The organism is Devosia beringensis (assembly GCF_014926585.1).
Lineage (GTDB): Bacteria > Pseudomonadota > Alphaproteobacteria > Rhizobiales > Devosiaceae > Devosia > Devosia beringensis.
Genome location: NZ_CP045422.1, coordinates 3,558,290 through 3,570,721 on the forward strand (window position 1 = coordinate 3,558,290; position 12,432 = coordinate 3,570,721).

General features: G+C 62.6%; 12 protein-coding genes. 7 read left to right on the forward strand and 5 right to left on the reverse strand.

Annotated elements, in window-relative coordinates:
* Nucleotides 1–75: 75 nt before the first annotated feature.
* Nucleotides 76–984 (forward strand): division plane positioning ATPase MipZ, encoded by a 909-nt coding sequence (locus tag GDR53_RS17355; RefSeq protein ID WP_193335674.1) that lies wholly within the window; start codon nucleotides 76–78, stop codon nucleotides 982–984.
* An 18-nt stretch (nucleotides 985–1,002) separates the two neighbouring features.
* On the opposite strand, the gene GDR53_RS17360 is transcribed toward GDR53_RS17355, so the two are convergent.
* Both GDR53_RS17360 and GDR53_RS17365 read right to left on the reverse strand, forming a co-directional pair.
* On the reverse strand, nucleotides 1,003–1,272 hold the full coding sequence (locus GDR53_RS17360; RefSeq protein ID WP_193335675.1) for a hypothetical protein: 270 nt from the start codon (nucleotides 1,270–1,272) through the stop codon (nucleotides 1,003–1,005).
* Between the two features lie 89 nt (nucleotides 1,273–1,361).
* Nucleotides 1,362–2,954 (reverse strand): SPOR domain-containing protein, encoded by a 1,593-nt coding sequence (locus tag GDR53_RS17365; RefSeq protein ID WP_193335676.1) that lies wholly within the window; start codon nucleotides 2,952–2,954, stop codon nucleotides 1,362–1,364.
* Nucleotides 2,955–3,447: 493 nt separating this feature from the next.
* Between GDR53_RS17365 and clpS the strand changes: the two genes are divergently transcribed.
* Nucleotides 3,448–3,780 carry an ATP-dependent Clp protease adapter ClpS gene (clpS, locus tag GDR53_RS17370; protein WP_193338156.1) on the forward strand — a complete coding sequence of 111 codons (333 nt, stop codon included), beginning with the start codon at nucleotides 3,448–3,450 and terminating at the stop codon, nucleotides 3,778–3,780.
* A 9-nt stretch (nucleotides 3,781–3,789) separates the two neighbouring features.
* The gene (gene clpA / locus GDR53_RS17375) at nucleotides 3,790–6,129 is read left to right on the forward strand and encodes an ATP-dependent Clp protease ATP-binding subunit ClpA (protein WP_193335677.1); all 2,340 of its coding nucleotides are present in this window, start codon (nucleotides 3,790–3,792) and stop codon (nucleotides 6,127–6,129) included.
* A 113-nt stretch (nucleotides 6,130–6,242) separates the two neighbouring features.
* Here clpA and GDR53_RS17380 read toward each other — a convergent pair whose 3' ends face one another.
* Nucleotides 6,243–7,727: a sensor histidine kinase gene (locus GDR53_RS17380; protein WP_193335678.1), complete on the reverse strand. Its 1,485-nt coding sequence runs from the start codon at nucleotides 7,725–7,727 to the stop codon at nucleotides 6,243–6,245.
* A gap of 460 nt (nucleotides 7,728–8,187) precedes the next feature.
* Here GDR53_RS17380 and GDR53_RS17385 point away from each other — a divergent pair, with 460 nt between their 5' ends.
* Entirely contained in the window at nucleotides 8,188–8,409 is a 222-nt protein-coding gene (locus GDR53_RS17385; protein WP_193335679.1) for a DUF2798 domain-containing protein, read from the forward strand.
* A gap of 126 nt (nucleotides 8,410–8,535) precedes the next feature.
* Here the strand turns inward: GDR53_RS17385 and GDR53_RS17390 are convergent, their stop codons facing one another.
* Nucleotides 8,536–8,904 carry a VOC family protein gene (locus tag GDR53_RS17390; protein WP_193335680.1) on the reverse strand — a complete coding sequence of 123 codons (369 nt, stop codon included), beginning with the start codon at nucleotides 8,902–8,904 and terminating at the stop codon, nucleotides 8,536–8,538.
* A 60-nt stretch (nucleotides 8,905–8,964) separates the two neighbouring features.
* Between GDR53_RS17390 and GDR53_RS17395 the strand changes: the two genes are divergently transcribed.
* Both GDR53_RS17395 and GDR53_RS17400 read left to right on the forward strand, forming a co-directional pair.
* The gene (locus tag GDR53_RS17395; RefSeq protein ID WP_210321356.1) at nucleotides 8,965–9,414 is read left to right on the forward strand and encodes a MarR family winged helix-turn-helix transcriptional regulator; all 450 of its coding nucleotides are present in this window, start codon (nucleotides 8,965–8,967) and stop codon (nucleotides 9,412–9,414) included.
* On the forward strand, nucleotides 9,411–9,857 hold the full coding sequence (locus GDR53_RS17400) for an EVE domain-containing protein (protein ID WP_193335682.1): 447 nt from the start codon (nucleotides 9,411–9,413) through the stop codon (nucleotides 9,855–9,857). Before GDR53_RS17395 ends, GDR53_RS17400 begins: the two co-directional genes overlap by 4 nt.
* A 343-nt stretch (nucleotides 9,858–10,200) precedes the next feature.
* Here GDR53_RS17400 and GDR53_RS17405 read toward each other — a convergent pair whose 3' ends face one another.
* The gene (locus tag GDR53_RS17405) at nucleotides 10,201–10,617 is read right to left on the reverse strand and encodes a hypothetical protein (protein ID WP_193335683.1); all 417 of its coding nucleotides are present in this window, start codon (nucleotides 10,615–10,617) and stop codon (nucleotides 10,201–10,203) included.
* A gap of 183 nt (nucleotides 10,618–10,800) precedes the next feature.
* Here GDR53_RS17405 and GDR53_RS17410 point away from each other — a divergent pair, with 183 nt between their 5' ends.
* Nucleotides 10,801–12,414 (forward strand): BCCT family transporter, encoded by a 1,614-nt coding sequence (locus GDR53_RS17410; protein WP_193335684.1) that lies wholly within the window; start codon nucleotides 10,801–10,803, stop codon nucleotides 12,412–12,414.
* Nucleotides 12,415–12,432: the final 18 nt, after the last annotated feature.

Sequence of the window (12,432 nt, forward strand, 5' to 3'; positions counted from 1 at the left end):
TACTATTGACCATGCCAAAGCTTGCCAGCCCGGCGGGAAAGCCGGACAATTGCGCCCAGAGATCGGGAGTAGGCAATGGCCGGACATGGCGTACATGTCATTGTAATCGGGAATGAAAAGGGCGGGTCGGGGAAATCCACCACGGCCTTTCACCTGGCCATCCAGCTGCTCTACGAGGGCTACAAGGTGGCCACGATCGATGTCGACAGCCGGCAGCAGACGCTGACCCACTATGTGCGCAACCGCCGGGAATGGGCGCATAATCGCGGCCTCAAGGTCCCCCATACCACCCATTTCCACCTGCCGGTGTCGCGCGGGGATTCGCTCAAGGCCAATCACCGCATCGAGTTCGACCTGTTCCGGCAGGCCGTGGGGGAGGTCGAGCATGACGCCGATTTCCTCATCATCGACACGCCCGGCTTCGACACCAACCTGACGCGGCTGGCGCATTCGCTGGCCGATACGCTGGTGACGCCGGTCAATGACAGCCTGATCGATCTCAATGTGATGGCGCAGATGGACCCGGTGACGGGCGAGCCGCGCGAGATGAGCCATTATGCCCGGCTGGTGCAGCGCGCCCGCTCGGAGCGGCTGGCCGTGGACGGGCGGACCTTTGACTGGGTGCTGGTGCGCAACCGCATCTCCATGCTGTCCTCGCGCAATATGCGGCAGGTGCAGACCATGCTGGAGCGCATCGCCCTGCGGCTGGGCTGCCGGGTGGCGGACGGCATTGCCGAGCGCGTCATCTTCCGGTCGCTGTTTGCCAGCGGGCTGACAGTGTTTGATCCGCTCGACGAGGACATGCTGGGCGGGCTGCCGTCGGCGTCGCATCTGAGCGCGCGGCATGAATATCGCAACCTGGTGGAGGCGCTGCACCTGCTGCGCAGCGCGCGGTCGCAGGCCCGCCTGGCGCTGGCCACGACCCTCTCCCCGCAGGCGGCAGCCGAGCAGCGCTTCGTGCATATGCTGAACAGCGAAATCTGAGGCTAGTGTCAGGCGGGCTCAGCGCTCGCCGAGATCAAGCTTGATGGCGCGGGCGCCGCCGGGGGCGAAGACGTCGATATCGACGGTAACCGGCTCCTGCACCATGCGGCGGGTGCGGGCAGACAAAGCGAGGACCACGCCGAGCAGATCGCCGACGCTGCGCTTGCGCGGCAGCAGGCGCCCGGCAATGCCGGCCAGCACGCGGTTGCGCGCGGCCATGTCCTCGTTGAGCAGACTCGAGCGGCCGACAAAATTGGCCAGCTCGGTCAGGGCAGTACGTTCGCTCATTGGGCTACTCCAAACACAGGCGCCAATTTGCTTCCCCTCATGGCCGGCGGCTCATCGGCCCCGGCTCGTCTTGTCAGTCTCGTTCCGGTTCAGCTCTGCATGGCCAGGCAGGCCAGGTCCTGCTGCTTGAGCTGGTTGCACATGGCGGTGGCGTCGTCGCGGCCGCCAAAGCCGACAAAGCGGGCGCGGTAGAACACGCTGCCGTTCTTTTCGAAGCGCTCCACATAGGAGCGGAAATCATTGAGGCCGCCGGCCTTGCCGGCTGCGTCGGCCAGCATGGCACGGGCGCTGTCTTCCGACGGTCCGGCGCCGATCTGCACAACCCAGCCGCCCGGCGTGGCGCTGACATCGGCAACCGGCACGCTGCCCGAGGTCAAAAGGTCGACCGGCTGGCCGGCTGCTGGCGCACCGGTATTGGCGGGTGGCACATAGCCCAGTGGCGCCGATGGCGGTGTCTGGCCGAGCGCGCTGGGCGGCGCGCCCAGATTATAGGTATCGCTGAGCCAGGCGCCGATGACGTCCTGGGTGGGCACCGGTGGCTGCGGGGTCTGTGAGGGTGCACCCAGCGTATTGGCGGCCTGCAGGGCCGGCTGCAGGCCGAGATCGGCCGGCATGGGCTGGGGCAGGGGCGCCGTGGTGGCGACAGCCAGCTGCGGGGCGACCTGGGCCTGCGGCTGGGCGCCATTGGCGGCCACCAGCTGTGCCAGGCGGAAGCCGGGCATGGGCATGGGCATGACAAAGACCGGACCGGCCGATGGCGACTGAGCCACGGCGACCTGGGTGGAGCCCTGGCTGCCCGGCATGGGGATCATGGCGGTGCGCAGATAATCGCCGCTGCGGCCCTTGGGCAGGTAGGAGGCGACCAGCTGACGGACTTTTTCGTCACGCGAGGCCGAGGAATTGAAGCCGAAGGCGACGACCACGATATGGCGGCCATCCTTGCGGGCGGCGGTCAGCAGGTTGGAACCGGCCGCGTTGATATAGCCGGTCTTGATGCCGTCGACGGCGCCCATATAGCCGAGCACGCGGTTGTGGTTGCCATAGGTGGACTTGCCGTAGCTGAAGCTCTTGGTCTGGAAGAACTCATAATAGCTGGGGAAGTGCTGGTAGATGGCGATGCCCAGGATGGCCTGGTCGCGCACCGTGGTCAGCTGGCCGCCATCGGGCAGGCCCGAGGCATTGCGATAGGTGGTGTTGCGCATGCCCAAGGCGCGGGCCGTGGCCGTCATGCGCTGGGCGAAATTGCTCTCGGAGCCCGAGATATGTTCGGCGATGACGCGGGCCATGTCATTGGCCGACAGGGTCACCAGCGACTTGATGGCATCTTCCACCGTGATAGTGGCGCCGGAGCGCAGGCCCAGTTTGGTGGGCACAGCCGCAGCGGCATGAGCCGAGACGGTCATCTTGGTGGAGAGCTTGAGATTGCCCGCACTCAGTTCCTGGAACAGGACATAGAGCGTCATCACCTTGGCGACCGAGGCGGGGTAGCGCCGGCTATCGGCGGCCTCCTCATAGAGCACGCTGCCGGATTTGGCATCGACGACGATGCCGGCATATTTGCGGAGGTTTTCGATGGCCTGGGCCGGTGCCGCCACGTGGGCGCTGACCGCCAAGGCGAGCAGCACTGCAACAAGGGCGCGGGTCAGCGCAATGCGCCATGGGGATTTCGCCTGGGAAGCCACCCGGTACTCCAACTCTTACTCTCGGGCACAAAAATGCCCGTACGCAACGACAACAACGCTTACTCAAGGACGTCCCGGGTGAGCCCCACGCGCCCAGACCGTCCAACAAGTCTTCAGTTCTACGCCCGGCGTGTTACGAATCCGTAAAATGCCATCGATTTGTGTGACTGTGGAGAAAGTCCAGGCGCCCGAGCTGGAGGTCGCGGTCCGGCGGTCGTCCCGGACTGCGCCAGCCGGGGCTCACCGTGGCGGCACACAATGGGATCCGCGCCGGCCTCGCCTGCGTATAAGCCTTTGAAGAGGGGGGCTTTTGTGCCGCTCACAAATTCGGGATGGATGGGGCCTTAACACAGCGCGGATTTTGCCTACATAATGGCTCCCACCAGCTGCTTCGTTTTCCTCACGACAGATGATTTTTGCCATGACCTTGAATAGACGTCCCGCCACGACCGATGAGGTGCCGACCGCCAGCGGTCAGGTGCCTGGCCCCACCATGGCGGGGCCCAAGAGTGAGGATCCGGGCAAGGGTGATACCGATGCCGGGACCATCACCAAGACCCGGCCCAAGACCAAGCGCCCGAGCCTTTATCGGGTGCTGCTGCTCAATGACGATTACACGCCGATGGAATTCGTCATTCTCGTTCTGCAGGACGTCTTCAACAAATCGCGTGAAGACGCCATGCAGATCATGCTGCACGTTCACCAAAAGGGGGTCGGTGAGTGCGGCGTATATCCATACGAGGTGGCCGAGACCAAGGTCACCCGCGTCATGGATACGGCACGCAAGAACCAGCATCCGCTGCAATGCGTGATGGAAAAGCAATAGGAACATCATATGCCCTCATTCTCCCGCGGACTTGAAAAGGCTCTGCATCAGGCAATGAACCTGGCGCGCGAGCGAAACCATGAGTTCGCCACGCTCGAACACCTCTTGCTGGCCCTGACCGACGACCGTGAAACGATCGCCGTTCTGACCGGCTGCGATGTCGATGTCGACGCGCTCAAGAGCGATCTCGAGGACTTCATCAATGAAGAACTCGACAGCCTGATCGTCCCCAATGGCCAGGATGCGCGGCCGACCGCCGCGTTCCAGCGCGTTATCCAGCGCGCCGTCATCCATGTGCAGTCGTCCGGTCGCGAAGAGGTTACCGGTGCCAATGTGCTGGTGGCGATCTTTGCCGAACGCGAAAGCCATGCCGCCTATTTCCTCGAACAGCAGGACATGAGCCGGCTGGACGCGGTCAATTTCATCAGCCACGGCATTACCAAGTCGGGCCCGAGCGAAGAGCGCAAGGTGCATGGCGCCGAAGATGGCGAGAACCATGCCGAAGGCGGCGCCGAGGCCAAGAAGAGCTCGGCTCTGGCCGATTTTGCGGTCAACCTCAACGAGAAGGCCCGTGCCGGCAAGATCGACCCGCTGATCGGGCGCGATGCCGAACTGCGCCGCACCATCCAGGTGCTGTGCCGGCGCTCGAAGAACAACCCGCTCTATGTCGGCGATGCCGGCGTGGGCAAGACCGCCATTGCCGAGGGCCTGGCCCGCAAGATCATCGAGGGCGACGTGCCCGAGGTGCTGCGCGAAGCCGTGATCTATTCGCTCGACATGGGCTCTCTCCTGGCCGGCACGCGCTATCGCGGCGACTTCGAGGAACGTCTCAAGGCGGTGATGAAGGAGCTCGAGAAGATGCCGAATTCGGTGCTCTTCATCGACGAGATCCACACCATGATCGGGGCCGGCGCGACCTCGGGCGGGGCGCTCGACGCGTCCAACCTGCTCAAGCCCGCGCTCGCGAGTGGTGCGATCCGCTGCATCGGCTCGACCACCTACAAGGAATACCGCCAGTTCTTCGAGAAGGACCGGGCCCTGGTCCGGCGCTTCCAGAAGATCGACGTCAATGAGCCCACGATCCCGGACGCCATCGAGATCGTCAAAGGCCTGCGCCCCTATTTCGAAGAGTTCCACAAGATCAAGTATACCGACGAGGCCCTCAAGGCCGCAGTCGAGCTCAGCGCGCGCTATATCAATGACCGCAAGCTGCCCGACAAGGCGATCGACGTGCTCGACGAGACGGGTGCCGGCCAGATGCTGCTGACCCCGGACAAGCGCAAGAAGATCATCGATGTCGAGGACATCGAGGCGACCATTGCCACCATTGCCCGCATTCCCCCCAAATCGGTCTCCAAGTCCGATGCGGAAATGCTGGGCAGCCTTGAGACCAATCTCAAGACCGTGGTGTTCGGCCAGGATGCAGCGATCACGGCTCTGTCCTCGGCGATCAAGCTGGCCCGTGCCGGCCTGCGCGAACCGGAAAAGCCGATCGGGTCGTACCTGTTCACCGGGCCGACCGGCGTGGGCAAGACCGAGGCGGCCAAGCAGCTTGCCGACACCCTGGGCGTGGAGCTTCTGCGCTTCGACATGTCGGAATACATGGAGCGCCACACCGTCAGCCGTCTGATCGGCGCCCCGCCGGGCTATGTCGGCTTCGATCAGGGCGGCCTGCTGACCGATGGCGTCGATCAGAACCCGCATTGCGTGGTGCTGCTGGACGAAATCGAGAAGGCCCATCCCGACCTCTACAACATCCTGTTGCAGGTGATGGACCATGGCAAGCTGACCGATCACACCGGCAAGTCGGTGGATTTCCGCAATGTCATCCTGATCATGACGTCCAATGTGGGCGCCATGGAGCTGGCCAAGAGCCCGATCGGCTTTGGGCGCAAGCGCGAGCAGGGCGACGACGAAGAGGCGATCAACCGCCTGTTCAGCCCGGAATTCCGCAACCGGCTGGATGCGATTATCTCGTTTGCGCCGCTGCCCCGTGAAGTGGTCCGTCGCGTGGTCGAGAAGTTCGTGCTGCAGCTGGAAGGCCAGCTGGCCGAGCGCAATGTCACCATCGTGCTGCAGCCCGCTGCCGCCGACTGGCTGGCCGAACGCGGCTATGATGAACGCATGGGCGCGCGGCCACTTGGCCGGGTGATCCAGGAATACATCAAGAAGCCGCTGGCTGAAGAGGTGCTGTTCGGCGAACTGGTCAATGGCGGCACGGTCACCGTGGCCGTGGTCGGCGAAGGCAAGGATGCCAAGCTCGAGCTGATCGCGGCGCCGCCGCGGGCCGCCAAGCCCAAGGCCCTGCCCAAGCCGAAAAAGCCCAAGGCCACCGTCGACAAGGACTGATGTCCTCAGTCCAATCAGAAAAAGGCCCGGAGCGATCCGGGCCTTTTTGTTTGCGGGACTTCGGGGAGACCCGAGCGCGGTCAGCCGGGCTCGATCAAAAAGTTCGGTTGGGGCTACGAACTCAAGATTTCAACAGCCGAGGCTGTCAGGCTGAAGCTGAAGCCGATGGGCGCGTAGGTCAGCTCGACGCTGTTGGCGACGCCGGTGATGCCGCCGCGCAGCAGCCTTGTGCCAAATCCCAAGGATGACGGCTCACTCACGGGCGGTCCGCCGGCCTCCCTCCAGGTTAGGTTGAAAACCGATCTGCCGTCGACCATGGTCGTGGTCGACTGGATTTCCAACCGTCCCTCCGGCACCGAGAGTGCGCCATATTTGACGGCATTGGTGGCGAGTTCGTGCAAGATAAGCGCCAGCGACAGAGCCGCTTTCGGCGCGAGTTCGATATCGGTGCCGACAATGGAAATCTGACGCTCGTTGGTGCGGCCATAAGGCTCCATTGCCGTCTCGATCAGCTTGAGCACCGAGGCGCGTTCGCCTTTTCCCCGCAGCAGCAGATCGTGGGCGCTGGCCAGCGCGACCAGCCGATCATTGATCAACTGTCGGGCTGCGCGAATGTCAGGCGCGCCGCGCAGGGTCTGATTGACGATCGCCTGCACGACGGCCATCTGGTTCTTGATGCGATGCCCCATTTCCTCGGTGAGCAGCGCCTGCATCTTCTCGACATTGTGTCGCTCGGTGGCGTCGACGACCTCCACAAAAATGGCGTCGACCTGGCCATCGGCGTTGCGCATCGGCTGATAGACGAAGTCCATCACCCGTTCGGTGCTGGTACCGGTCTCGGGATCGAGTACGGTAATGGGGACGCCCGAGCCGACGAACGGCTCGCCGGTCGAATACACCCGATCGAGCAGGTCAGCGAAACCTTGCTCCAACAGGTCTGGCATGACCTCGGCAACGGGTTGACCCACGAAGTCCTTTTTCGCCACCAGGCGCTGATACGCCGAGTTGGCCACGTCGAATATGTAGGTGGGCCCGCGCAACACGGCGATCGCGCTGGGCGCCTGCTCGAACATCTCGGTCAGGCGCTGCGCGTCAGCTTGCCGGGCCTTTGCTTCAGCAACCTTCGCGGTGATCTCCAGTGCGGTGCAGAACATGCCCGCAATATGATCGTCGTGGTCGTGGACAGGCGTGTAACCGAACGAAAAATGCGTCTCGACCTGCTGACCGTGTCGGGTCATCAGGAACTCGATGTCATCCATGTAAGTCGGGATCCCGGCATAGGCGGCATCCATTATCGGACCAACAGCCGCGATAATGTCGGCCCAAACCGCCGAGAAGGGCTTTCCGAGCGCCCATGGGTCCTTGTTGGCGCACATCGGCGCGTAGCCGTCGTTATACAGCATGATGCGCTCGGGGCCCCAGGCGATGAACATCGGCTGCCCGGACATGAGCATCACCTGCACCAGGGTCCTCAGGCTACCCGGCCAGTTGTCTGGCGGACCCAGGGGTGTCGCGGACCAGTCCATTGCCCGTATGCGCTGGCCCATCTCGCCGCCGCCGGCCAGAAATTTCAGCGAAGGCACTGGCAATGATGACATCGGAGTCCTTTGGATGGCGTCAAAGACAGCCGTATAGCCATAGGCTTAGACCGAATGGCATGATGAAGATAGCGGGCGGTGTGCTGCCGGTAAACAGTCTCAGCGCGTGCCGGAGGTCCTTGGGAACAACAGACGGGTGCCGTACGCGGCGCCCAAACCGGCTTCTCGTTCAGCCCGGTGTCCTGCCGGGCAGCCGACGATTGGGGCGACCGCTTGCTCGCAAAGCGCGCGTTTGCGTAAGCGTTTTCTATGCAGGCCAGCCATTCGCCGGCGCGGCTTGCGCTGCGGGGCGGCTTTGCCTAACTCTCGCAGGCCGAAATGAAGTCGCCGGTTGGTATCCCGGTCCTGCCCTGTGCAGGCATTCGTCGCAGGTTCTGCGTCCCACGGCACCAATCCCTGTTGAGGGGACTTGGTGCTGACGTGGAATGGTCTCCGTCAGCCGAACCTTGATGGAGCCTTCATGTCCAAGAAAACCCAGATCACCCTTTCCCTCTTTATCACCTTTTTCATGGCGCTCATCATGAGCGGCGTGATGGGGTTCATCAATGCCGGGCCCGGTTTTGTGGCCCATTGGCCGGTATCGTTCATTACCGCCTGGCCGATCGCCTTCGTGGTCAGCCAGCTGGTCAACCCGCTGGCCTTCAAGCTGGCTTTCCTCGTGGCGCCACCGCGCCGGGCGTAACGCCAAGGTTGCGGGTATTTGCCGCGCCTACGACCACAGGCCCGGAGCGATCCGGGCCTTTCGTGTGTGCGGCGTGAGCATCCTTTGGGTCAGGTGCGCGGACTGTTGGGCCGCGTGTCCCAGTGCTCAGTTTTGCGCTGTGTGGAAGGTGAGCGCGTAGCCATCGGGGTCGCTGGCCACAAAAAACCTGCCGAACGGGCCGTCATTGACCGGGCTCAGTATCGTGCCGCCGCGCTCGATGATCTGATCGTGAAAGGCGTCGGCATCTTTGCAGGCGATCCACAGCACCATGCCGGTGCCGAGCGGGCCGCTTGCGGGCAGGGGCCGCAGCGGTTCGCGCAGCGCCAGCGCAATCGGCGTGGTGGTGAAGACGACGGCGCCGGGCGGATTACGCTCCTGTGCCGCGAAGCCGAAGACGTCCTTGTAGAAAGCGACGGAGGCCGCCTGATCGCGCACCTGCAAGGCGATAAAGGATGGTCCGATTGGCATTGTCATAGTCTTCTCTCCGGTCTATTATCAGGTTCCTTATATAAATATCAGGCTCCTGATATGTCAATGCGCAAAATGACCCCGTCGAGCGGGGAGGCCTGGATCGGCTACAGTTTGAAAATCACCCAGCATCGACTGCGCCAGCGGCTGGAAGCGGAACTGGCGGGGACAGGCGTCTCCGCAGCGCAGAATGCCGTTCTGCTGGCCATAGGCGACAACCCGCAGATCTCGAACGCCTCGCTGGCGCGCGCGGCCTTTGTCACGCCGCAGTCCATGCAGGGCATGCTCGTTACCCTTGAGCGGGATGGGTTCATCCTGCGCACGCCACATCCCGAGCATGGCCGCATCATCATGACGGAGCTGACGGAAAAGGGGAAAGCCGCCGCCGAGGCCGGCGCGATGGCGTCGGAGACGGTGGAGCGGCAGATGCTGGCCGGGCTGACAAAGGACGAGGCAAAACTGCTCGGAGAGCTGCTGCAACGCTGCGCCGAGGCGCTTGAGGGGACAGACAAATGACCTTCTGGATGGGTGTCGCATCGGCTCAACATGCTCGCGCCGGACGCGACGGCGGCTTTGCCCAACTCGGGCATGGCAGGCACATTGCGGTACAATCCCTCAAAAAGGGCGACTGGATTGTCTATTACTGCCCGCGTGAGGGCACAAGCGATGGCGCGGCGGTGCAGGCGTTCCTCACCATCGGCCAGGTCACATCGAGTGCGCCCTATCGCGCCGCGCAGGCGATGGATTTCAATCCGTTTCGCGTCGATGTCGATTATCTTGCGTCCGCTCAGCCCGCGCCGATCAGACCGCTTCTGGGCCAACTCCGCTTGACCCGCGACCACGGCGCCCATTGGGGCATCGCCATGCGCGGGACGAAGCGGCAGCTTGAGGAAGACGACATGCGACTGATCGTTGAGGCGATGGGTGTTCACACGGCATTCGAGAAAGCTCTGGGGTAAGCCGTTTTGGCGGTGGCAGCTTTGGGGATGAGGCTGTGTGAAAACTCGATCTTCCAAAATGTTGTTAGAAAGCTATTCCGCGCGGGTGTCTCTCAGGCCGAATTCCCGAGGACTTCACCCTAAATTCCTACTCGCGAATGGCTAAAGAGGGCTGTAGGTGACAGATCCTCTGCTCAGGGCGGAATCGTTTTCTACTCGCTGATTTTCTCGCCGAGTTTTCCCACAGCCTCGGGATATTGGCAGGCCTTTTTTGACGGCCGGAATTGGGTCGCTTGCCGACGGCTCCTTGTGCGTGGTTTGCGAACCGGCAGCGCTCAACAAGCCGAGGCGGCTGAGGTCGATGCTAGTCTTTCCACGCCTGCTCCGACACCGAGTAGAGGAAAGTCGCAGACCAGGTCAGCACCATGAAGCCTCCAAGCGATTGCATCATATTGATCATCCGGATTGAGCCGGTGGTTTCTATCTGGGTGTAGCCAAGCGTCGCAAAATTGGTGCCGGAGAAGTAGATCAGCCCATCCCAGCTCTCATCAAAGCTCCCGGCAAGATCGCCGAAGGCACCCCAAACAAGCAGGCCCTTATACGCGACGGCGAAAGCCAGAATTTCGAGCGTGTGCAGGGCCAGCAGACCGAGAAACGTCACGAGGATCGCAGCAGCGGGCTCATGTTTCGAACTTGGCTTGAGCGCTCTGACAGCCAATAGGCCGTAGTGATGCCCAATGCCGAGTAAGGCGACGAGCAGAAAACCCACCAATAACGCCATCTGGTCTCCTTTCGCCCGGGCCCCGCAACGCGCACAGAACGTGAGCATCCGGCCGCTGCAATGCCGGCCACAGCTTCAGCCGCGCCTTGATTCTGGAACGTCTGGCGTGAGGCCGCGTTCCGAAATATGGCGCGACGGTGACCGCCGCGCTGTTCCCGCATCGGCAATTGATTGGATAGGTCTGTGGAAAGTCTTGCACGGCGGCTGGGGCTCAGAACCGATCCCGTCATCTTTTTCGTCTCGGCAGGGTGCACTTTGCTGTTCGTGCTGCTGCTGGTTGTCTTCCCAGAGCCCATCGCTGAGGCCTTTGCCGTGGGACGCAGGTGGATCGTCACCAATCTGGGGTGGTTTTTCATCCTTGGCGTCAATGTCTGGCTGGGGTTTTTGATCTGGGCCGCTCTGAGCAAGCATGGCCATATCAAGCTCGGGCGCCGCGACAGCACGCCGGATTACTCAAATCTCTCCTGGTTCGCCATGCTGTTCGCCGGCGGTATCGGAACAGTATTGATGTTCTGGGGCGTTGCCGAGCCGATCAGCCACTTTGCCGATCCGCCCTTGCCCGGCGTCGTGCCCTATTCCGAGCAGGCAGCCCGCGACGCCGTTTCAATCGCGCTTTATCATCTCGCCTTGCACACCTGGACGATCTTTACCCTGCCAGGGCTGGCCTTCGGCTATTTCATCCACCGCTATGATTTGCCCGTCCGGGTGAGTTCGGTGTTCTATCCCTTACTCAAGGAAGGCATCCACGGTCCGATTGGCAAGGCGATCGACATCGTCGCCATCCTGGGCACGCTGTTCGGGGTTGCCGTTTCGCTAGGGCTGGGGTCATCCCAGATAGCCGCGGGTCTGTCCGCGCTGTTCGGCGTCGACGACAGTGTGCTGCTGACCGTCGGCATCCTGGCGGTGCTGACCGGGGTAGCGGTAGTCTCGATTGTCGCCGGCCTCGACAAGGGCGTGAAGTTTCTGTCCAACCTCAATATCGGCCTGGCTGTCGCCTTGATGGTGTTCGTGCTGGTGACCGGATCGACGCTGTTCCTGTTCCGCGGCACTGTCGAAACCATCGGCCTCTACCTGTCCAACCTGCCGCGCCTGGCCTTCTGGAACGACATGCTCGCCAACATCAACCCTACCAATGAGCCTTGGGGCTGGCAGGGGGACTGGACGGTGTTTTACTGGGCCTGGACCGTGACCTGGTCGCCGTTTATCGGCCTGTTTGTCGCCCGCATCTCCAAGGGCAGGACCATCCGCGAATTCGTGGCAGGCGTGCTGCTGGCGCCATCGCTGTTCACGCTGATCTGGTTTGCCATCTTCGGGTGGCAGGCCTTGCAGATCGATGGCATCGGCCTGGCGATCCGGGAGCAGATGGGGCCGCAAGCGGGTGAAATCAGCCGCGCTGTTGCCGAGTCCGTGCCCCTGGCGATGTTTGCCTTCTTCGAGCATTTCCCCTTCGCTCCCTTCATTCAGGGACTGGCTGTGGTGGTGGTAGCGATATTTTTCGCCACCTCATCGGACTCCGCATCGCTGGTGGTCGATATGCTCTGCACCGGGTCGGACGAACCCGGTCCGGTGCGTCAGCGCGTGTTTTGGGGGGTGATGGAGGGGCTGGTCGCCGCAATGTTGATCATTCTGGCCGGCGACCTGGGCCTGGTGGCGCTGCAGCAGGTGATTACCGTCGTCGGGCTGCCGGTCTTCTGCCTTGTCTTCATGATGATCCCGTCACTGATCATGGGCTTCAATGTCGAGAACATTGATAGCGTCACCGTTGGCAAGCGACCGCGCCTGGATGAATTCGGATGATCGACCAGCCGGGGTATT